This is a genomic window from Acidovorax radicis N35, from assembly GCF_000204195.1.
Taxonomy (GTDB): domain Bacteria; phylum Pseudomonadota; class Gammaproteobacteria; order Burkholderiales; family Burkholderiaceae_C; genus Acidovorax; species Acidovorax radicis.
In genome coordinates this window covers 683,455-703,659 of sequence record NZ_AFBG01000020.1, presented here as the reverse complement: position 1 = coordinate 703,659, position 20,205 = coordinate 683,455, and the positions used below count along the sequence as shown (strand labels likewise).

Here is a 20,205-nt window from a genome sequence, read left to right as displayed (position 1 = left end):
TCCACTATTTCACCTCGAAGCGAGCTACGTTTTCACGCGAAACCGTCGTCAAGTCAAAAGGTTTTCCACGCACGAACACCTCCGTTGCGTCTGCACGACCGATGACGACAGCAAAGGGCATCTGTCCAGCGACCGACACCGACTCACCTGCCGCCAGATTGCGCTGTAACGCCACAGCGCCTGCCGAGTCCCGTACCTGCACCCAGGATTCACTGCGCGCGCGCAACACCAACGCACCTGCCGGTGGGGTGGCCGCACTGGCGGCAACAACCGGGGCAGAGGCGACGTCGTTGGCAACCGGAGCAACGGCGGCAGGGCGTGTCAGTTCCGGGCGCCCCACTGCCGGCGATTGAGGACTTTCTGGCACACGCTCCGCAACCGCGGATACTGCACCCGAAGCACCCATGACGGGGGGTATCGCCTGCTGCTCGACGACATTAACGGCAGGTTTGGCGGGCGCAGATGCCGCAGACGGACTCGTTGCACCGTCCTGTGGCCGAGGGAAAAAGACCAGGACCAGCGCACCCACCAACAATGCCAAAACGACCACCGTCACAGACCGTGAGGTTGATCCCGACGAAAAGGACGCCGAGGAGGAAGACGACTTCCCAATACTCCCTTTTACCGGAGCATTCAGCCCTGCGCTGTCGGTCGCCAAGCGCGGGCTTTTACTTTGCGGCAACAGTGACAGAATCGGCGCGGGATCCAGCTTAAGCGTCCTGCACATGCTGGAAGCAAGCGCGCGCACAAACACCGTATCGGGCAAGGCTTCGTAGTTGTCCGCCTCCAGCGCCTCCAGCTTACTGACAGGTACCTTCAGCGCCACAGCCAGGGCAGCGATGTGCATACCAGATGCTTGCCGCGCCTCTCTCAGCAACCCACCCGCGGTGGCCCCGTCACTCTCCAAAACCTCACTCATTGAAAGCCCCACGCTCGAATGCACCCAATTCCCGCGAATCCGGGAAACGCTTGCGCAACTGGTCCGCCAGTTGCTTCATGGCCACGGAGTCGCCCAAAGTGCGCTCCACCTTGATTCCCAACCACAACGACTCGGAGTTGGCAAACTGGCTATTGTTGAGGCGCCGGATATAGAACTGCGCCCGGGTCAATTCATTGCGCCGCAACAAAAGCGCCGCCAAGTGGTAACCCACCACAGGATTCGCCGCATCCAGCTCATAGGCCTTCAGCATGGACTGCTCAGCCTCCGCGAACTGGCCAGCACCCGACTGGCAAAGTCCTCGGGCCATCAACGTCTTGCTGCGCGCCGTGTAAGACGGACTGGTGAGGGCCCGAGCAAAATGCTGATCCGCTTCCGCATATTTTTGCTGCTGGCACAACAACCATCCATAGTTGTGCAGCAGATTGGGATCTCCCCCGCGCAAAGCCAATGCTCTGCGAAAACTATCGTCAGCCTGGACAAGGTCGCCCAACCGCATGTAAATGAGACCGCGGAGATTGAAAGCATCGGCATACGTGGGATCGGCCGCCAACGCCTGTTTGACCTCGTCGAGCGCTACGGCCGTCTGGCCATTCTCGAAGTAGTTGGAAGCAAGCTCCAGGCGTATGCGGGCGCGGCGCCTCGTTTCTGGCTCGTCGGACGGAGTAATCAATCCGGCATTGGTATCGGCGGCGGGCATCCCACTATTGGTGGTAGCACACCCCTGGAGTGCCGCCACACAGGCCGCCACACTACATGCCGTGAGCGTCCAGCGGCCCCATTGCTGCCAGCGTCCAATCAATCCCACCATGTAGAGCCTCCTTGAAGTATGCCGATTGCTTGCTGATCAAGTCACCGGTTTGAGCACGATTGTCCGCTGCTTTGCCATGCGCTCAGCAGCCCGCGTGCGGTCCTTGACATCCCCCGCGAGTTGGCCACACGCAGCGTCGATATCATCCCCGCGAGTCTTGCGCACGGTCGTGACAATACCCGCTTCGCTCAAGACTTTGGCAAAGGCCAACACCTGGCTCTGCGGCGAACGCAAAAGCCCCGATGCAGGAAAAGGATTAAAAGGGATAAGGTTGAATTTGCAGCGCACCCCTTCCCCTCGGGCCGGCTTGACCAATTCGATCAACTGCCGCGCATGCTCCACCTGATCATTGACCCCGTCGAGCATGCAGTACTCAAATGTGATGAAGTCACGCGGCGCATGCGCTAGATAGCGATTGCAGGCAGCCAACAATTCGTCAATAGGGTACTTGCGATTCAGCGGCACCAGGTTATCGCGCAGCGGATCGTTCGGTGCGTGCAGCGACACTGCCAGGGCCACAGGACAATCCTGGGAAAGGCGATCCATCATTGGAACCACGCCCGACGTGGACACGGTCACCCGCCGACGCGACAAACCATACCCGTGGTCATCCAACATGGTGCGCAAGGCAGGCACGAGAGCCGAGTAGTTTTGCAGAGGCTCGCCCATCCCCATCATCACCACGTTCGATATGACGCGGTCCTCGGACTTGAGGCGTTGACGCAAGGAATGTTCAGCAAACCAAAGCTGAGCGATGATCTCACCCGTGGTCAGATTCCTGCTGAAACCCTGGTGCCCCGTGGAGCAAAAACGACACCCCACAGCGCAGCCGGCCTGCGAGGAAATGCACAGGGTTCCCCGGTCATCCTCAGGAATGAAAACAGCCTCGACCGCATTCCCATCTCCCACGTCAAACAGCCACTTCACCGTGCCGTCTGAGGAAACATGTTCGGAGACGACGGGCAGGGCTTCGACACGAGCGCAGCCTTTGAGCTTGTCGCGCAAGGCCTTGGCCAGGTCGCTCATAGCGTCAAAGTCACTGGCGCCGCGCTGATGGATCCAGCGGAACAGCTGGGTGGCGCGAAACCGCTTTTCACCCAACTGCTGGCAGAAGGCCGCCAGACCGTCGAGGTCAAATTCCAATAGGTTGGTGGTCGTCACTGCGCTCCCCCCTGGGTGGGCCGAACGCAGTCGTCCCCATGGCGCAGGTCTCCCACGTTTGCGGGAACAGGCATGGGGACACCCATATCAGCGCGAGTAGATGTTCAGGCCTGGGAAGAAGAAAGCCACTTCTGCCTGGGCCGTTTCAGCCGCGTCGGAGCCATGCACTGCGTTGGCATCGATGCTGTCAGCGAAGTCGGCGCGGATGGTGCCAGCTTCTGCCTTCTTGGGGTCCGTAGCACCCATGAGTTCGCGATTCTTCAGAATCGCGTTTTCGCCTTCCAGGGCCTGGATCATCACAGGGCCGGAGATCATGAAGTCCACCAGGTCCTTGAAGAAAGGACGCGCTTTATGCACTGCGTAGAACTGCTCGGCTTCCAGGCGCGACAGGTGGGCCATGCGCGCTGCTACAACCTTGAGGCCAGCCGCTTCAAAGCGTGCATAGATCTGACCGATAACATTCTTGGCCACTGCGTCGGGCTTGATGATGGAGAGAGTGCGTTCGATTGCCATAGTAATTTCCTGAATTGATGTTGCTGTATTTCGTTTGCCCACCGGACAAAGCCCTCGATTCTAACCGGGGAGACCTGCGCTACGCGCGCTTAGCGCCCGCCTCCGCGACGAGGGCCTCCCCCACCGGGGCGTCGCTTGTCCTGGCGGTGCCGCGAGAGACTGTCCATGCCGATATAGCCTACCGATGTTTTCATCGGGTCGGGTTGTGCGGCTCCGCGCTGGCGGTCACCACCACCGTTACCACGGTCGGAACCCTGCCCTCCGTCGCGTCGCGGTTTCTGACCACGGGGACCACCCGATGCCCCCTGCGACATGTCGCGGCGCGGACCATCACCCACACGAGGGCCACTGCGCCCACGGTTGCGCTTGTTGCCACCTCCCCGCCCGCCGGCAGCATCCGAACCTTCGTCCGGACGGCCTTCAACAGCCTCCGGGCGCCCCGCACCAGCCGCCTGTACCAAGGCACGGATATCACCCTCGTCAAGCTCCAGCCAGGCGCCACGCTTGAGTCCACGCGGCAGAACCATGGCACCGTAACGGATACGGATCAGTCGGCTGACCGCGTGACCCACAGATTCGAGCATGCGACGCACCTCACGATTGCGCCCTTCGGAAATGGTGACCCTGTACCAGCAGTTGGACCCTTCGCCGCCACCGTCCTCGATAGAACCAAACGACGCCATGCCATCGTCCAGCCGCACACCATCCAGCAACTTCTGCTTCTCCTCGTTGCTGAGGGCGCCGAGCACACGCACGGCGTATTCGCGCTCCAGCCCGAAACGGGGATGCATCAGCTTGTTGGCCAGCTCACCCGAGCTGGTAAACAGCAGCAGGCCTTCGGTATTCAGATCCAGACGTCCAACCGACTGCCACTTGCCCTGCATGAGCCGGGGAAGCTTGCGAAAGACGGTGGGCCGGTTCTGCGGATCGTCGTGGGTCACCACTTCGCCCACAGGCTTGTGGTACGCAATCACGCGCGCAGGGGGAGGGTCGATGCGATAGCGGATGGGTTTGCCATTGACCTTGACCTGGTCGCCGAACTGGATGCGCTGCCCGATATGGGCAGGCTCATTGTTCACCGAGATGCGACCTTCCAGAATGAGCTGCTCCATCTCCAGACGCGAGCCCAAACCCGCCTGGGCCAGCACCTTGTGAAGCTTCGGAGTTTCCACCTGGGGCAACAGCACGCGCTTGGCGGGAACCGTCTCTGCAGAGGCATCGTCCTCGTCAAAGCGGCCCGACACCACATCTTCAAACTCATAACCCTGCACAGCGGGCACAACGGCTTTGCGCTTGTCCCGAGCAACCCCTTCGGCGCGTGGTTGCCGCCCCCTGACGTCCCCACGGTGCTGGCGCTCGCCTTGGCCTGGCGCGTTCATCGCGTCAGGAACACCTGCCTGAACCGTTGCAGGCTCGGCCACAACCAGTGCATCCACAGGCACATTCTGCTGAAGAGACCGGGACAGCAACTCGACGGCCGGGGCTGGTGCCGTGGCAGCATCCCGCCCATCCGCAACAGCGCCGCCCTCGGCTTCCACGTTGTCCACTGGCTCGGCCTTCTTCTTGCGCGGAGCACGTTTGGCAGCGACCTTTTTGGGCGCTGCGGCAGCCGCTGAAGGATCAGCCTCCGGCAGATCAGCCGGAATTTCGGGGGTCGAGTCGTTCATCAAGTATTTCCCTGGATACCACCCGGGGTATCGGCATCGTCATCGCGGAGATCCGTCTCCACATTCTGAAAAAAATCGTCCACCTGCGGCCACTGTCCACTGGCAGCAACAGTCTCTGAAGACTCAAGCGACTGGGCATCTGCGCCCACCGCCACCAGCTCAGCCTCTGGCTCTATCACTCCCTGCGCAGCAGCAGCCATTGCCTCCAACACGTTCGCATTGCCTGAGGGGTCGTCGAGCACCGGCAGTTGATCCAGCGACTGCAATCCCATGTCATCCAGGAACTGCCGGGTGGTTGCAAACAGCGCCGGGCGCCCCACCGTTTCCCGGTGACCAATGACCTCGACCCAGCCACGGTCTTCCAACTGCTTGACGATCAGGCTATTGACCGTCACCCCCCGGATGTCCTCAATATCGCCCCGTGTTACGGGCTGGCGATACGCAATGATTGCCAGTGTCTCCATGGTGGCCCTCGAATAGCGCGGAGGCTTTTCGGGGTGCAACCGGTCAAGGTATTCACGCATTTCGGGACGGCTCTGGAAGCGCCACCCTGTGGCCACCTGAACCAGCTCTACACCCCGCTGCGCCCATTCCAACTGCAACTCCTGCAGCAGCACCTTGAGCGTGTCCGACCCCAATGCATCATTAAAAAGCACTCGCAGCTCGCGCAGGGGCACAGGCTGCTGCGCGCAGATCAGCGCAGTTTCGAGGACCCGTTTGGCATCCACCGTGTTCATGGTTCAGCGATTCCTGGAAAAGTGCCACGCGTTGCAACGGGTGGCACATCAACAGCAGGGGGCAATCAATGGCGCGCTGTGCAAGGGCGCTGGCGCGACGCAAGAGCCCGGCGGGATTCCGTCTACGGGCTGGGGGGGCCAGTCTGGCCGTCAGGGCGCATTGTAGCCCAGCCCCCACAAGGAGAGTGCCTGGCGCATGTCTTCGGGCACGGGCGCATGGAATTCCAGCGCCTCGCCCGTGACGGGATGCACAAAAGCCAGGCGGTAGGCGTGAAGGGCCTGCCGCTGCATCGCGCCAACCGGCGCGCCCCCATAGAGGCTGTCCCCCACCAGCGGGTGCTTCAGGGATGCCATGTGCACCCGTATCTGGTGGGTACGCCCGGTGTGCAGCGTGCATTGCACCCAACAGCCTTCGTCCGAACCAGCCAACCAGCGCACGTCGGTCCGCGCCAGCTTGCCCGCATGGAGCACCAGGTCCACCACAGCCATGCGCAGGCGGTTGCGTGGATCTCGGCCGACGGGAGCATCCACCGTGCGGCTCTTGGGACCTGACCATGCGCCGTGGGCCAGGGCCAGGTACTGGCGCTGCACCTTGCGCTCCGCGATCAGTGCGACCAGCGCGTCCATGGTGGAGCGATCCCGCGCCACCACCATCAAGCCACTCGTGTCCTTGTCGAGCCGGTGGACGATGCCGGCACGCGGCACGGTCAGTGCTTTTTCGTCGCGGGCGAGCAGACCGTTGAGCAAGGTGCCACTCCAGTTCCCGGGCGCTGGATGGACCACCAGGCCCGCTGGTTTGTTCACTACCAGCAGATGCGCGTCCTCATGGACGACCTCGATCTCCATGGGCTCGGGCCGGAAGGCCTGGCTTTGCAGGGTGGGCCGCATTTCCAGCACCACCTGATCGCCCACCTTCACGCGGGTAGCGACCTTGGTGACCGGCTTGCCGTTGAGGCTCACCAGGCCCTGCGCCAGCAACTGCTGCAGATAGCTGCGCGAGAACTCGGGAACCAGATCGGCCAGCGCCCGGTCCAGCCGGGCGGCATGTTGCCCGGCGCCGATCTGCGCGGAGCGAAGCTCGCTTCCCGATTCTTCCGCAAGCCCCTCCGACTCTTCGTTCAGCAGGTCATCCACGGTTCCGGCCGAGCCCTGCACATCACCGGTTGCACCCACGGGCGGTAGAGCCACAGCGGGATTCAACGGGGAGGCAGGTAACGCGACGGATCGACAGGCTTGCCCTGGCGACGGATTTCGAAGTGCAGCTTGACCCGGTCGGCGTCGGTGCTACCCATCTCGGCAATTTTTTGCCCCTTGCGCACAGCCTGATCCTCCTTGACAAGCAGGGTCTGGTTGTGGGCATACGCCGTCAAAAACGTGTTGTTGTGCTTGAGGATGACAAGATTGCCATATCCGCGCAGCCCCGCCCCTGAATACACCACACGGCCATCGGCAGCTGCCAGGACCGGATCCCCCGCCTTGCCAGCAATGTCATACCCCTTGTTGCGCGCCTCGTCAAAACCGGCAATCAACGAACCTGGGGCTGGCCAGATAAACGCCATGTCATCTTCTGCTGCAGCCTGGGGAGCCGCAGGCGTGGCGGGTGCCACTGCCACCACGGGGCCAGAGGCCGCCGAAGTGGCAGGCTTGGCCGCGCTGGCAGCGGGCGCTGGTGTGCTGGCAGGTGCTGCAGGCGTCACGGTGGAGGACGTGACAGGCCGCGTTACCACGCCACTGTCCGAGGCGACTGCCTGCGAAGCGGCTACCGGCGGCGCCACGCGCAGCACCTGGCCGACTTCGATCAGATTTGCATTGTCAAGGCTGTTCCAGCGCGCAATGTCTTTCCAGCTCTGGCCAGATTCCAGCCCGATGCGGATAAGGGTATCTCCTGGCTTGACCGTGTAATAGCCTGGTTTGCCAGCGTTCTCGGCGCCAGGCAGCGGCTTGACGGGGGCGCCAACCACCACACCGGGTTGTGCGGAGGAAGAAGGTGTGGAGGAGGATGTGCCTCGGTCTTCCACTGGAGCCTTGTTCAGCCGGGTACCGCAGCCGGTGAGCGCAAAACCCGCCAGTGCCACAGTCAACCCAACCACAAGACCACGCGATACGAACATAAGCAATTCCCTTCAGGCAATCCCCGATTTTAGAGGGACAAAATGCACAGGCTCCAGCACGCTTTGTTTCAATCCGTGCGGAGTTTTGTCGATCACAAGCAACATCTGCTGCCCACCCGCCAGTGCCATGGGTGCAACCAGCCTGCCGCCAACGGCCAATTGATCGCACCAAGCCTGGGGCACGGCATCACCACCAGCTGCGGCAATGATGGCTGCATAGGGTGCGCCCTTGGCGTAGCCCAGCATGCCGTCACCAAACAGCAAATGAACATTGGCCAGGCGAAACGGGCGCAGATTGTGGCGCGCCTTGTCATGCAGGCCACGCAGGCGCTCCAGCGTGTAGACCTCGCGTGCCAGGTGGCTCAGCACGGCGGCCTGGTAGCCGCAGCCCGTGCCGATCTCCAGCACGCGCCCCAACCCACCGGTGCGCGCACCCTCAGCCCCCAAAAGCAATTCACACATGCGGGCAACGACATTGGGTTTGGAGATGGTCTGCCCGAGGCCAATCGGCAGGCTTGTGTCCTCGTACGCCTGATTGACCAGGGCACTGTCCACAAAACGATGGCGCTCCACAGTGCCCATGGCCTGCAACACCGCCGCCGACGTGATACCACCAGCCGCCAGTTTCTGCACCATGCGCGCGCGGACCGCCGCAGAGTCCAACCCGATGCCTACCGGGGCTGCCGCCACTGGATTGCGGACGGGCGTCGCCATCGGCGCGGTCCGGGCTGGAGCATGTCCAGACCCCGGCAACCGGGCTGGAAATCCTGGGCGGCGCTGCATCAGAGCTCAGGGGCGCCAGCCGCCCCTGCCGCAAGCCGGGACGCCGTTTGCGCCCAGTAGCCAAGGTTGTCGTGGTCGGTCAGATCCACCTTCAGCGGCGTGATGGACACATGGCCCTGCGCCGTGGCATGGAAATCCGTGCCCTCCGCGTCATCCTTGGCCGCTCCTGCGCCACCGATCCAGTACATCGCCTCGCCCCGGGGGCTTTCCTGCACGATCACACGCTCGGCCGCGTGGCGGCGCCCCAGGCGACACAGCTTGAGGGGCTTCAGCGCGTCGAGGGGCATGTTGGGAATGTTCACGTTCAGCAGCCACGGGGTTTCGTTCACGAGCTTCTGCGCCAGCATCTGCGCAACGATTTCGCGCGCTTTGGCCGCAGCGGCCTCGATCTCGCCCCACCCCTTGTCCACCTGGGAGAAGGCAATGGCTGGAATGCCAAACAGATAGCCCTCCATGGCCGCGCCCACCGTGCCCGAATAGATGGTGTCATCGCCCATGTTGGCGCCATTGTTGATGCCCGACACCACCAGATCGGGCCGGTAGCCCAGCAGCCCCGTCAGGGCGATGTGCACGCAGTCGGCTGGCGTTCCGTTCACATAGCGAAAACCGTTGAAGGCCTTGTGCACATACAGCGGCGAGTGCAGCGTCAACGCATTGGACTTGGCGCTGTTGTTGTGCTCGGGCGCGACCACTTCCACCTCCACCCCATCAAGGGTTTTCAAGGCATCGTGCAGCGCAACGATGCCCGGAGCCTGGTAGCCGTCGTCGTTGGAAATCAGAATTTTCATGGGTTGCGGTGGAGCTTGCAACGGATTGTAGGTGGGGCGTCCGGCCTTGGCCCCACGGCCAGCCCCCGTCGCTCGTGGGACATCGCGCGCCCGGTTGCCCCGCCTATCATGCAGCCCACATTGACAGGAGACTTTTCCATGCACGCTTGGCTTTGCACCAACCCCACCGGCGTTGACGCCCTGGCCTGGACCGAATTGCCCACGCCCTCGCCCAAGGCGGGCGAGGTGCTCATCGAGATCAAGGCCGCCAGCCTGAACTTCCCGGACCTGCTGATCGTGCAGAACAAGTACCAGATGAAACCGCCGCTGCCCTTCGTGCCCGGGTCGGAATACGCAGGCGTGGTCGCGGCGGTAGGCGATGGGGTCACCCACCTCAAGGTCGGCCAAAACGTGGCCTGCCTGTCGGGCACCGGTGGTTTTGGCACCCACACCCTTGCCCCGGCGGCCCTGTGCATGCCACTGCCCGACGGTTTTTCGCATGTGGACGCCGCCGCGTTCATCATGATCTACGCCACATCCCACCATGCGCTGGTAGACCGTGCACAGCTCAAGGCCGGCGAAACCGTGCTGGTGCTGGGCGCTGCCGGGGGCGTGGGCACAGCAGCCATCCAGATTGCCAAGGCGATGGGCTCGCGCGTGCTTGCAGCAGCCTCCAGCGACGAAAAGTGTGCGCTGTGCACCTCCATCGGCGCGGACGCCACCATCAACTACAGCAAGGACAACCTGCGCGACGCCATCAAAACGCTCACCGACGGCAAGGGCCCCGACGTGATATATGACCCCGTGGGCGGCGATTTTGCCGAGCCCGCCTTCCGCTCCATCGCCTGGCGCGGCCGCTACCTGGTGGTGGGTTTTGCCTCCGGCCCCATCCCGGCCCTGCCCTTCAACCTGGCACTGCTCAAGGGTGCCTCCATCGTGGGTGTGTTCTGGGGCGACTTCGCCAAGCGCGAGCCCAAGGCCAACGCCGCCATGATGGGCGAGCTGGCGCAGTGGTACGCCCAGGGCAAGATCAAGCCCGTGATCGACCGCACCATGCCCATGGCCGAACTGCCCGCCGCCTACGCCCACATGGGTTCGCGGGGGGTGATGGGCAAGCTCGTGATGGTGAACTAGGAATCCCCTGCGGCGGCGGCTGCGCCATCCCCGGGGGACGCCAGTAGCCAGGCCAGGCCCATTCCACGGCGCCTGCAGGTCTGCCGCCGCGCCAGCGCGATCTGCAGCACCCCCCAATAGGTGGGGCAATGTGCGAGCCGCTGTGTCACACTCGTGCCTCCTGATTTCCCCTGACACTGGTGTCCGTACATGGCCGACCGACCACCTTCCGAAATTGCGCGCGAGACGCTCAAGCAGCTGACCGCCCGGCGCCTGCCCCCGACGCCCGACAACTACTTGGCGCTGTACGACGAGATCTCAGGAACCCGCAGCCCCCAGCCGTTCCCGGAAGGCCCGCTGCACCACATCCTGAGGGTGTTGCCAGGCCAAACCCCCGCACAAAAGCGACTACTGGGGCAATTTGAGCGCGCCGTCAACAACAAAGACTGGACTTCGCTACAAAGTGTGCTGGTCGGCTACGCCAACCTGGGGCTGAACCCGGCGGCGGCGGCGGCCACCCCAGTAGAGACAGCGGCAGATGCTCCGGGCACCGCCAACCCTGGCGTCCTGCCGGACGAGTTTGCGCAGATGCTGGCCCGCCTCATCGACAACACGATGCCCGCGCTGGGCGAGGACGATGCCCGCGTGATCGAGATGGCGGAAAAGCTCATCGCCTTTCTGAAAGAACCCGCACCGCCCATCTCCACCGTCCAGCTCATGCTGGGCAACTTCACCTACCGGCTGTCGTTTGCCACCGAAGACCAGGCCGCCATCCGCTCCAGCCTGCTGGAGTTGCTGCACATGGTGTTCGAGAACATCGCCGTGCTCAGCGTGGAAGACCGCTGGCTGCACGGCCAAGCCGAGGCATTGATGGCCGCCTCCACCCCGCCGCTCACGCTGCGCCGCCTGGACGATGTGCAGCGCCGGCTCAAGGACGTGATCTTCAAGCAGACCGAGGCCAAGGCCCGCACGGTCGAGGCGCAAGAGCAGATGAAGGACATGCTGGCCACGTTCATCGAACGCCTGGCCAAGATCACCGCATCCAGCACCACCTACCAGGGCACGATGGCCCGCTGCGCCGACCTGATCGGCAAGGCCAACACCCTCGAAGAAATCGCCCCCGTGCTGCAGGAAGTGATGACCGCCACCCGCTCGATGGCACTGGACAGCCGCGTGGCGCACGACGAACTGCACGACCTGCGCGAACGCACCGAAGCCAAGCGCGCCGAAGTCGCCAGACTGCAAGAAGAGCTGGACCGCGCCAGTGCCCAGGCCCGGCACGACCCGCTCACGGGCTCGCTCAACCGCAAGGGCCTGGACGAAGCCATGGAGCGCGAAATTGCCCGCGCACGCCGCCTGGGCTCGCCGCTGTGCCTGGCGCTGCTGGACGTGGACAATTTCAAGACCATCAACGACCGCCTGGGCCATTCGGGCGGGGACGCCGCGCTGGTGCACCTGGCCCAGGTCACGCGCGAGGTCATGCGGCCACAGGATCTGCTGGCGCGCTATGGCGGCGAGGAATTCGTGCTGGTGCTGCCCGACACCCCGGCGGAAAGCGGCGTGGCCGCCATGACGCGGCTGCAGCGCGAGCTGACCACACGCTTTTTCCTGCAGGGCAGCGAGAAGGTGCTCATCACCTTCAGCGCCGGGGTCGCCCAGCTGCACGACAGCGAAGACAGCGCCGATGCCATCCGCCGTGCCGACCAGGCGATGTACCTGGCCAAACGATCGGGCAAAAACCGCGTCATGGCAGCATAGGGTGATGAACCCCCCCCTGAGTCGCCTTCGGCGCCTTCCCCCTCTCCTTCGGGAGGGGGACGCCACCAGCGCGGCGTGGCGGCCCTTGCGCGGTGGCCGCTGGCCTGGACTGCGCCCGTTTTAAGCGCAGCGCATATATCCAGCTCGCCGCAATGACGCAAGAGCAGCGACGAATCTTTTTGCGGCACGCCGCCTGGGCTGCCGCTGCCGTCACCTTGCCCCGCTGGGCGTGGAGCAACCCGCCGTCTCTGCAATTCAACCCGTTTGCGCTGGGCGTGGCCAGTGGCGAACCGGCACCGGACGGTGTGGTGCTGTGGACGCGGCTGGTGCTGGCCGACCCGGCGCAGATGCAGGCCACCCACACCGTGCGGTGGGAGGTGGCGCACGATGTGCGTTTTGCGCAGATCGTGCAAAAAGGCGAAGCCACCGCCCTGCCCACGCTCGGCCACAGCGTGCATGTGGAGCTGCAGGGCCTGGCACCAGGCCGCTGGTACCACTACCGCTTCATGCTGGGCGATGCCATCAGCACGGTGGGCCGCACGCGCACGGCCCCGGCACCCGGTGACCTGCCAGACGCGCTGCGCCTGGCGTTTGCATCCTGCCAGCGCTGGGAACACGGCCACTACGCCGCGTGGCGCCATCTGGTGGCCGACCAGCCCGACCTGGTGCTGTTCCTGGGCGACTACATCTACGAGTACGCCACGCCCAAGAACACCACCGACCTGGCCCGCACCCACAGCCTGCGCCTGGCCAGCACGCTGGCCGACTTCCGTGACCGCTACGCCCTGCACAAAAGCGACCCCGCCCTGCAGGCCGCCCACGCCGCCTGCCCCTGGGCCGTGACGTGGGACGACCACGAGGTGCAAAACGACTACGCCGCCAGCACAGGGCATGCAGGCCGGGGCGACGACGCCAGCTTCCTGGCGCTGCGCGGCGCCGCCTGGCAGGCCTTTTACGAAAACATGCCGCTGCGCGCCGCCAGCCTGAACCGGCCATCCCCCGACACCCGCTGGGATGCCCTGCAGGTGTACCGCCGACTGCGCTGGGGGCGTCTGGCCCACATCCACCTGCTGGACAGCCGCCAGTACCGCAGCTGGCAGGCCTGCCGCTCGCCCCAATCCGCCAGCGCCGGTGCCGTGCGCGCCGCCGACTGCGCCGACCTGGCCAGCCCCGCCCGGACACTGCTGGGCACGGCGCAAGAGCAGTGGCTGCACACGGGCCTGGCCACAGACGCCCGCGACCAGAACACCACGCGCTGGAGCGTGCTGGCGCAGCAAACCCTGTTTTCGCCACGCCACTACCCCTCGGGCGTCACGTCCACCGACAGCTGGGACGGCTACCCCACCGCCCGCGCACGCCTGCTGCAGGCCGTGGGCCAGCATGCTCCGCGCAACACCGTGCTGCTGGGCGGCGACATCCACCAGAACTATGTGTGCCGCGTGCACGCCGATCCCGACCGCCCCGATTCGCCCGTCATCGCCAGCGAGTTCTGCGGCACCTCCATCAGCTCGCGCTCGGGCACCACGCAGGACAAGGTGGATGCCATCGTCCGGCACAACCCGCACGTGCTGCTGGCCCGTTGCGACCAGCGCGGCTATGGCCTGGCCGACATCACGCCCGCGCGTTGGACCACCGCCCTGCGCGTGCTGGATGACCCGCTGCGCGTGGACAGCACCGCCACCACGCTCGCCCAGTTTGTGGTGGAAGACAAGCGGCCTGGCCCTGTACGTGCCTGAGTGCACGCCCGCAGCGCAATTGCTCCTGTTTTGATAGCTTCCAGCGCTTTTCCATCAAGCGCCAAAGGCCAAAAACATTCATATTTTCAAAGCCTGTAGCGTGATGTAACGCTGCGGCGCCCCGCCGCGAAGGCGACTTACCATGGCCGCTTCTTGCACCGAAGGAGCCGCCATGTCAAAAGCACCCACGCCCAGAACGCCCGCCACGCCCTCTCCCCGCGCATTCAACAGAACACTGCTCGCCATTGCGGCTCTCACCACCCTGGTCGCCATCGCAGGCTGCGCCAGCGCCCCCTCACAGTTCGCCTACACCGTGCCGGCCCAGCCCGAAGGCTCGTCGGGCTACACCGAAAAACCGGGCTGGGCCACCGAGAAGTTCGCCGTGGCCGCCGCCAACCCCCTGGCCACCGATGCGGGCTACCAGATCCTCAAGGCCGGGGGCTCGGCCGTGGACGCGGCCATTGCGGTGCAGATGGTGCTGACGCTGGTGGAGCCCCAGTCAAGCGGCATCGGTGGCGGCGCCTTCCTGCTGCACAGCACCGGAAAAACCGTGGAGGCCTATGACGGCCGCGAGACCGCGCCCGCTGCCGCAGACGAAAAACTCTTCCTCGGCGCCGACGGCAAGCCCGTGCCGTTCTACGACGGCGTGGTGGGCGGCCGCTCGGTCGGCGTGCCCGGCACCGTTCGCATGCTGGAGCTGGCTCACAAGCAGCACGGCAAGCTGCCCTGGGCCACGCTGTTCCAGCCCGCCATCACGCTGGCCGAAGGCGGCTTCAAGATCAGCGCGCGGCTCAACACCCTGGTGGCGGCGGACCCGCACCTCAAAAAGGACCCGGTGGCCGCCGCCTACTTCTACAAGGCCGATGGCGATGCCCGCGACGTGGGCGTGAACCTGCGCAACCCCGAACTCGCCGCTGTCTTGCGCAAGATTGCAGCCGAAGGCAGCAAGGCCCTGCACGAGGGCGAGATCGCCCAGGCCATCGTCGACAAGGTGCAAAAACACCCCACCAACCCCGGCAAGCTCAGCATGGCCGACCTAGCCGGCTACCAGCCCAAGAAGCGCGAGGCCCTGTGCCACGACTACCAGGTGGCCAGCAAAGACTTCCGCGTGTGCGGCTTTCCGCCGCCCAGCTCGGGTGCCATTGCCATCGGACAGATCCTGGGCATCCTCAAGAACACCGACGCCGCCGCCAAGCCGCTGCAGGACGGCATCCCCTCGGCCGACTGGCTGCACCTGTACACCGAAGCCGCCCGCCTGGCCTTTGCCGACCGCGCGCAGTACGTGGGCGACCCCGACTTCGTACAGCCGCCTGCCGGCAGCTGGAGCAGCCTGCTCGCCCCGGCCTACCTGGCCGAGCGTGCCAAGCTCATCGGCGCGCAGAGCATGAAGGTGGCGCAGCCCGGCAACCCCGGCGCTGTGAAAACCAGCTATGCGCCCATGCCCGACCAGCCCGAGTACGGCACCAGCCACATCAGCATCGTCGACGCGTTCGGCAATGCCGTGGCCATGACGACCACCATCGAAGACCAGTTCGGCGCGCGGCAGATGGTCAAAGGGTTTTTGCTCAACAACGAGCTCACCGACTTCAGCTTTGCCCCCGCCGACGCCCAAGGCCAGCCAATCGCCAACCGCGTGCAGCCCGGCAAGCGCCCGCGCTCGTCCATGGCGCCCACGCTGGTGTTCGACAAGGCCACGGGCGAGTTGCTGATGAGCGGCGGCAGCCCCGGCGGCGCGGCCATCATCCACTACACCGCCAAGACGCTGTATGGCGTCTTCAACTGGGGCCTGATGCCGCAGCAGGCCATCAACCTGCCCAACTTCGGCTCCATGAACGGGCCCACGCTGCTGGAGGAAAAGCGCTTTCCGCCCGCCACGGTCGAGGCCCTGCGCGCCCGCGGCGCCGAGGTGCGTGAGATGAACATGACCAGCGGCCTGCAGGCCATCACGCTGGGCAACGCCCATGGCAAGAAGCTATGGATGGGCGGCGCCGACCCGCGGCGTGAGGGTGTGGTGATGGGCGACTGAGACAACCTATTTTTGCAGCAAAGAGGCCGACAACGCTCTTCCATAAAGCGCAAATAGCTATCAAAAAAAAGCGTTCTGCGGGCACGGCCGCAGAACGCCTTTGTGGCCTTCGGACTCAACGCCGCCGCGGGATCCCGCAGGCGTCGCTCACTGCTCGGCGATCACATCCACGAACACCAGCGGCTCCGTGCCGGTGTTCACGAGCCCATGCGACTCGCCCTTGCGCACGATGGTCACGTCGCCCGGCTTCACGGCCACGTCCTTGCCATCCTTGTCGCGGAAAGTACCCCGACCCGAGACGATGATGTAGGTGTCTTCGTTGGTCGTGTGCTTGTGGTAGCCGATGGAGTCGCCCGGCTGCAGCGTGAGCCAGCTGATCTCCTTGATGGCGTGGTCCTTGAGCGCCTTGTCGCGGGTGAAGGCGTACTCACCGATCAGCGTGCCCTTGCCTCCGCCGGCCGCTTCCTTGTTGGCCTTGATCAGCTCTTCCTTGGTGAACACCTCGGCCAGCGCCGGCGCGGCGGCCAACGCCAGGGCCATGGCGGCGCCCGCAGTGCGGACCAGGGTCTTGTTATGTGTTGTTGTCATGAAGTCTCCTCGGTGGATGAAGCCGCAGCTGCGCCGTGCAGCCTGGTGCGGCAGCCACGCCCGCGTGCAACAGGGCGTGTGCCGGGGAGCATGTTAGGGCTTCGGGCGGCGTCGCGCGCCACCGCCTGCGCTCCTCGCGGCGGCGTACCCGCAAATGTGCCCGCAGCTGCTGCAAAGAAAGGACGCGCGACGAAGGCGCGACATGTACAGCCACGAAACGCCAGAGGGAACAATGATGGCCCAAGCCACACATAGAACCACGACAGCGTCCGCAACAAGGCCGACGATGGCCCCCAGGCTCACAACAAGCCAGGCGAGGGGTTCTCCGCACAAGAAGACTCCCAGGCTTTGCGCCGGTGTCAGATCTTCCCGCATCTGGCGGAGCCGATGTCCGCAATGTTCGCAATGTTCGCAATGTTCGCAGCGGAGCTTCGGCCAGACCACCGGATCGGTAACGTATTCCATCTGCATGTAGCGCCTCGCGTGAATGAGAGCAGGAATCCATGAACAGGGCCGGCACAAAAGCGGACGGCCCATTGTGGACTTATGTCAGCCGCGCCAGCACCCGGGGCACGCTCGCCACCAGCATCGCCACGCCCGACAGCGTGAGCATGCCCAGCACGATCTGCCGGAACCGCGCGTCGCTGATGCCGTGGTACAGCCGGGCGCCCAGCAGCGTGGGCACCAGCATGGCGGGGACCACGATGGCCAGCAGGGGCAGGGCCTCGCGGGTGATGAGGCCCGTGGCCGCGTAGGTGCCGAAGGTCACCAGCAGCATCGCCAGGTTGAAGTTCTGGATGATGGCGCGCTGCACGTCCTTGTCCATGCCGCGCAGGGTGCACCACAGCGTGGGCAGCACCCCCGTGAAGCCGCCCAGGCCCCCCATCATCCCGCCGGCCATCCCGACCACCGCATCGGCCACGCGGCCGCCGCGGGTGATGCGCGGCAGTTGCTTGGCCATGAGCATCGCCGGGCACCACAGCACCAGCAGTGTGCCCAGCACCAGCTTGAAGGCGTCCATGTCCAGACGCGGCAGCACGGCCACCCCCAGCGGAATGCCCGCCAGCCCGCCCAGCACGAAGGGCAGCAGCCGCGCCTTGTCAAAACCCCGGCGCACCGAGAACGCCGCCACCAGCTGGCCGGTGAGCGCGCCGCACACCGTCAGCACCGCGCCCAGGCGCGGCTCCAGCGTCCAGGCCCAGAACGACATGGCCACCATGCCAAAGCCAAAGCCCGACAGGCCCTGCACAAAGCCCGCCGCCACCGCCCCGAGGGCCACCACCCAAAGCACTGAGTCCATCGCCTTCCCCTCCGTTGTTGCCGTGCATTGTGGAGACTTCCCATAAGCAAAGCATCAGCAATTAATATCAAGCCATATTGATTTTCTAATGCCTTGAACCGCCATGCCTGCGCCCTTGCCCCTTGATTCCGACGCTGTCCAGGCCCGCCTGCTCTCGCGCCTGAAGGTGCGCCACCTGGTGTTGCTGCAGCAGATCGAGGCGCATGGCACGCTCACCCGCGTGGCGCACCACATGGCCACGAGCCAGCCGGCCATCACGCATGCGCTGGCCGAGCTGGAAGCGATCTTCGGCGCGCCGCTGTTCGAGCGGTCCACGCGCGGCATGGTGCCCACGGCGCTGGGCACCGTGGCGCTGGCCCGTGCGCGCACCCTGCTGCAAGACCTGGGCCACTGGGCGCGCGACATGGAGGCCGCCAGCGCAGGCCGCGCGGCGCACCTGCAGGTCGGCGTGATCCCGTTCGTGCCGGGGCGCCTGCTGGCTGCGGCCATCGGCCAGACGCGGCCCCGCGGCCTGCGCGCCACGGTCAGCATCCACGAAGGCACCAGCGACCACCTGCTGCAGCGCCTGCGCGGGCACGAACTCGACTGCGTGATCGGCCGCACCTCCGCCGTGCTCGACATGCACGGGCTGGTGCACGAGGTGCTCTACCACCAGGAGCCGCGCCTCATCGCCCACCGCCGCCTGTCGGCGCGCCTGGCCCGCAAGCCCCTGGCCTGGGCCGAGCTGGCGGACCTGGACTGGGTGCTGGGCGCGCGCCAGACGCCCATGCGCGAGCAGATCACCGACTTTTTCCTGCGCGCGGGCGTGGTGCCGCCGCAGCCGTATGTGGAAAGCCTGTCGTCCAAGGTGATCGGCGAACTGGTGGCGGCCAGCGAGCGGGCCGTGTCCATCGTGCCGGCCGACATTGCCCAGGAGCTCGTGCGCATCGCCGGCGTGGCCATCGTGCCGCACCGCTTTGGCTGGACGCTGCCGCCCATCACGCTGTTCCAGCGCCAGCGGGACGCGCAGCATGCCGAGGTGGCGCAGTTTGCACAGGCGCTGCGCGAGGCGGCCACGGCGTTCACGGCCGAGCAGGCCTGAGGGTTCGAGCCCCTCCGGCCGATCCTCTCAGAACCTGTTCAAAATCTTTTCGAGGATCGCATTGGAGTGCAATCGGGAAGAGTGGATGCTTCGGATGCGCCGCATGGGCTCATGCCCATGCAAGCAGCCGGGGCTTCGAATCGCCCGATTTCACTCCAACCCTTCGGGCAAGTGCCTTGCCGGGAGGTCTGCGGCGTTGCGGCGCTTGCCGATAGCACGGGCTATCGGCTGCGCACCGCGCCTTGCATTCCCTCCCGGCAAGGCGCTTGTGCGACCCCGAAAAGATCTTGAACAGGTTCTCAATACAACGTCGCCTGCTGCCGCGTTGGCAGCTCCTTGTCATACGCCGCGCCATCGAATGCACCGTGCGTGATGGACGCAAGGATGGCGCCGGGCGTCGGCACCGGGCGCGAGGTGCCAGGCGGCACGGCATCCCACAGGCGCGAGCGCTGGATGGCGCGGGCGCACTGAAAGAACACCGTCTCCACATCGACCACGACCACGCACTTGGGCGGCTGCCCGTTCACGACGAAGCGCGCGAGCAGATCGGGCGCCACGCTGATGCGGGCGCGGCCGTTCACGCGCAGGGTTTCACCCACGCCGGGGATGAGAAAGAGCAGCGCCACGCGCGGATCGGCCACGATGTTGCGCAGGCTGTCGGCGCGGTTGTTGCCCCGACGCTCGGGCAGCAGCAGGGTTTTATCGTCCTGCAGCTGGACGAAGCCCGGAGGGTCGCCACGCGGCGATGCATCGAGCCCACCCGGGCCGGTGGTGGCCAGCACCGCGAACGGCGAGGCCTCGATCATGGCGCGGTAGGCCGGGTGCACGTGGGGTACCTCCTTGTGCAGGGAGGCATCGCTGAGGACCCCCAGCAGTGCATCCAGGCGCACAAGGGTGTCAATGGCGTACTCGTCGCGGGGCGTGGTCATGGCGGTTTCTCTTTCGGGGGAGGACAAGGGACAGGCCATGGTGCGGCACGGCTGCCACACTGACAAACGACATTCCCGCCCGGCATGCGTGACAAAACCGCACGCATGCAGCCCTGCAAGCCCCAGAATCTGCCCCGCTCCCTGTCCCAGGGGTTTTCGCGGCAGTTGCGGCGGATGCAGGCCACGT

At 65.2% G+C, this 20,205-nt stretch carries 18 protein-coding genes; 5 read left to right on the top strand and 13 right to left on the bottom strand.

Annotation, left to right across the window (positions count from 1 at the left end; genetic code table 11):
* Window positions 1-4: 4 nt before the first annotated feature.
* The 10 genes from ARADN35_RS0116950 to surE form a co-directional block, all read right to left on the bottom strand.
* Entirely contained in the window at window positions 5-919 is a 915-nt protein-coding gene (locus ARADN35_RS0116950; protein WP_029414118.1) for a helix-turn-helix domain-containing protein, read from the bottom strand.
* Entirely contained in the window at window positions 912-1,748 is an 837-nt protein-coding gene (gene pilW / locus ARADN35_RS0116945; protein ID WP_010464164.1) for a type IV pilus biogenesis/stability protein PilW, read from the bottom strand. The genes ARADN35_RS0116950 and pilW overlap by 8 nt, the downstream gene beginning before the upstream one ends.
* A gap of 36 nt (window positions 1,749-1,784) precedes the next feature.
* A complete protein-coding gene (rlmN, locus tag ARADN35_RS26520; protein WP_010464163.1) occupies window positions 1,785-2,909 on the bottom strand; it encodes a dual-specificity RNA methyltransferase RlmN in 1,125 nt (374 codons plus the stop codon).
* Window positions 2,910-2,996: 87 nt separating this feature from the next.
* The gene (gene ndk / locus ARADN35_RS0116925; protein WP_010464162.1) at window positions 2,997-3,422 is read right to left on the bottom strand and encodes a nucleoside-diphosphate kinase; all 426 of its coding nucleotides are present in this window, start codon (window positions 3,420-3,422) and stop codon (window positions 2,997-2,999) included.
* Window positions 3,423-3,511: 89 nt separating this feature from the next.
* The gene (locus tag ARADN35_RS0116920; RefSeq protein WP_010464161.1) at window positions 3,512-5,089 is read right to left on the bottom strand and encodes a pseudouridine synthase; all 1,578 of its coding nucleotides are present in this window, start codon (window positions 5,087-5,089) and stop codon (window positions 3,512-3,514) included.
* Window positions 5,089-5,826: an SMC-Scp complex subunit ScpB gene (scpB, locus tag ARADN35_RS0116915; protein ID WP_010464160.1), complete on the bottom strand. Its 738-nt coding sequence runs from the start codon at window positions 5,824-5,826 to the stop codon at window positions 5,089-5,091. The genes ARADN35_RS0116920 and scpB overlap by 1 nt, the downstream gene beginning before the upstream one ends.
* Window positions 5,827-5,976: 150 nt before the next feature.
* Window positions 5,977-6,981 (bottom strand): RluA family pseudouridine synthase, encoded by a 1,005-nt coding sequence (locus ARADN35_RS0116910; RefSeq protein WP_010464158.1) that lies wholly within the window; start codon window positions 6,979-6,981, stop codon window positions 5,977-5,979.
* Window positions 6,982-7,022: 41 nt separating this feature from the next.
* Window positions 7,023-7,937 (bottom strand): peptidoglycan DD-metalloendopeptidase family protein, encoded by a 915-nt coding sequence (locus tag ARADN35_RS0116905; RefSeq protein ID WP_010464155.1) that lies wholly within the window; start codon window positions 7,935-7,937, stop codon window positions 7,023-7,025.
* 12 nt (window positions 7,938-7,949) lie between these two features.
* Window positions 7,950-8,720 (bottom strand): protein-L-isoaspartate(D-aspartate) O-methyltransferase, encoded by a 771-nt coding sequence (locus ARADN35_RS0116900; RefSeq protein ID WP_029414114.1) that lies wholly within the window; start codon window positions 8,718-8,720, stop codon window positions 7,950-7,952.
* Entirely contained in the window at window positions 8,720-9,508 is a 789-nt protein-coding gene (gene surE, locus ARADN35_RS0116895; RefSeq protein WP_010464148.1) for a 5'/3'-nucleotidase SurE, read from the bottom strand. The genes ARADN35_RS0116900 and surE overlap by 1 nt, the downstream gene beginning before the upstream one ends.
* Window positions 9,509-9,646: 138 nt before the next feature.
* Here surE and ARADN35_RS0116890 point away from each other — a divergent pair, with 138 nt between their 5' ends.
* From ARADN35_RS0116890 to ARADN35_RS0116875, 4 genes are all read left to right on the top strand, one after another.
* Window positions 9,647-10,621, top strand: a complete 975-nt coding sequence (locus tag ARADN35_RS0116890; protein ID WP_010464146.1) for an NADPH:quinone oxidoreductase family protein — start codon at window positions 9,647-9,649, stop codon at window positions 10,619-10,621.
* Between the two features lie 189 nt (window positions 10,622-10,810).
* On the top strand, window positions 10,811-12,358 hold the full coding sequence (locus ARADN35_RS0116885) for a GGDEF domain-containing protein (RefSeq protein WP_010464145.1): 1,548 nt from the start codon (window positions 10,811-10,813) through the stop codon (window positions 12,356-12,358).
* Between the two features lie 152 nt (window positions 12,359-12,510).
* Entirely contained in the window at window positions 12,511-14,094 is a 1,584-nt protein-coding gene (locus ARADN35_RS0116880) for an alkaline phosphatase D family protein (RefSeq protein ID WP_010464143.1), read from the top strand.
* Between the two features lie 172 nt (window positions 14,095-14,266).
* On the top strand, window positions 14,267-16,120 hold the full coding sequence (locus tag ARADN35_RS0116875) for a gamma-glutamyltransferase family protein (RefSeq protein ID WP_010464141.1): 1,854 nt from the start codon (window positions 14,267-14,269) through the stop codon (window positions 16,118-16,120).
* A 147-nt stretch (window positions 16,121-16,267) separates the two neighbouring features.
* On the opposite strand, the gene ARADN35_RS0116870 is transcribed toward ARADN35_RS0116875, so the two are convergent.
* Both ARADN35_RS0116870 and ARADN35_RS0116865 read right to left on the bottom strand, forming a co-directional pair.
* Window positions 16,268-16,708 (bottom strand): cupin domain-containing protein, encoded by a 441-nt coding sequence (locus ARADN35_RS0116870; protein WP_241777009.1) that lies wholly within the window; start codon window positions 16,706-16,708, stop codon window positions 16,268-16,270.
* A 544-nt stretch (window positions 16,709-17,252) separates the two neighbouring features.
* Window positions 17,253-18,008, bottom strand: a complete 756-nt coding sequence (locus tag ARADN35_RS0116865; RefSeq protein WP_010464131.1) for a sulfite exporter TauE/SafE family protein — start codon at window positions 18,006-18,008, stop codon at window positions 17,253-17,255.
* A 103-nt stretch (window positions 18,009-18,111) separates the two neighbouring features.
* On the opposite strand from ARADN35_RS0116865, the gene ARADN35_RS0116860 reads away from it, so the two are divergent.
* The gene (locus ARADN35_RS0116860) at window positions 18,112-19,089 is read left to right on the top strand and encodes a LysR substrate-binding domain-containing protein (RefSeq protein ID WP_010464130.1); all 978 of its coding nucleotides are present in this window, start codon (window positions 18,112-18,114) and stop codon (window positions 19,087-19,089) included.
* Between the two features lie 299 nt (window positions 19,090-19,388).
* Here the strand turns inward: ARADN35_RS0116860 and ARADN35_RS0116855 are convergent, their stop codons facing one another.
* Entirely contained in the window at window positions 19,389-20,018 is a 630-nt protein-coding gene (locus tag ARADN35_RS0116855) for a pyridoxamine 5'-phosphate oxidase family protein (RefSeq protein ID WP_010464128.1), read from the bottom strand.
* Window positions 20,019-20,205: the final 187 nt, after the last annotated feature.

Excerpts from the sequence above, each read along its gene's own strand:
- ARADN35_RS0116900 (WP_029414114.1), bottom strand. The coding sequence starts at position 8,720 with ATGCAGCGCCGCCCAGGATTTCCAGCCCGGTTGCCGGGGTCTGGACAT.
- ARADN35_RS0116870 (WP_241777009.1), bottom strand. The coding sequence starts at position 16,708 with ATGACAACAACACATAACAAGACCCTGGTCCGCACTGCGGGCGCCGCC.
- surE (WP_010464148.1), bottom strand. The coding sequence starts at position 9,508 with ATGAAAATTCTGATTTCCAACGACGACGGCTACCAGGCTCCGGGCATC.
- ARADN35_RS0116885 (WP_010464145.1), top strand. The coding sequence starts at position 10,811 with ATGGCCGACCGACCACCTTCCGAAATTGCGCGCGAGACGCTCAAGCAG.
- ARADN35_RS0116880 (WP_010464143.1), top strand. The coding sequence starts at position 12,511 with ATGACGCAAGAGCAGCGACGAATCTTTTTGCGGCACGCCGCCTGGGCT.
- ARADN35_RS0116875 (WP_010464141.1), top strand. The coding sequence starts at position 14,267 with ATGTCAAAAGCACCCACGCCCAGAACGCCCGCCACGCCCTCTCCCCGC.
- ARADN35_RS0116920 (WP_010464161.1), bottom strand. The coding sequence starts at position 5,089 with ATGAACGACTCGACCCCCGAAATTCCGGCTGATCTGCCGGAGGCTGAT.
- scpB (WP_010464160.1), bottom strand. The coding sequence starts at position 5,826 with ATGAACACGGTGGATGCCAAACGGGTCCTCGAAACTGCGCTGATCTGC.
- ARADN35_RS0116855 (WP_010464128.1), bottom strand. The coding sequence starts at position 20,018 with ATGACCACGCCCCGCGACGAGTACGCCATTGACACCCTTGTGCGCCTG.
- ARADN35_RS0116950 (WP_029414118.1), bottom strand. The coding sequence starts at position 919 with ATGAGTGAGGTTTTGGAGAGTGACGGGGCCACCGCGGGTGGGTTGCTG.
- ARADN35_RS0116860 (WP_010464130.1), top strand. The coding sequence starts at position 18,112 with ATGCCTGCGCCCTTGCCCCTTGATTCCGACGCTGTCCAGGCCCGCCTG.
- pilW (WP_010464164.1), bottom strand. The coding sequence starts at position 1,748 with ATGGTGGGATTGATTGGACGCTGGCAGCAATGGGGCCGCTGGACGCTC.
- ARADN35_RS0116865 (WP_010464131.1), bottom strand. The coding sequence starts at position 18,008 with ATGGACTCAGTGCTTTGGGTGGTGGCCCTCGGGGCGGTGGCGGCGGGC.
- ARADN35_RS0116905 (WP_010464155.1), bottom strand. The coding sequence starts at position 7,937 with ATGTTCGTATCGCGTGGTCTTGTGGTTGGGTTGACTGTGGCACTGGCG.
- ARADN35_RS0116890 (WP_010464146.1), top strand. The coding sequence starts at position 9,647 with ATGCACGCTTGGCTTTGCACCAACCCCACCGGCGTTGACGCCCTGGCC.
- ndk (WP_010464162.1), bottom strand. The coding sequence starts at position 3,422 with ATGGCAATCGAACGCACTCTCTCCATCATCAAGCCCGACGCAGTGGCC.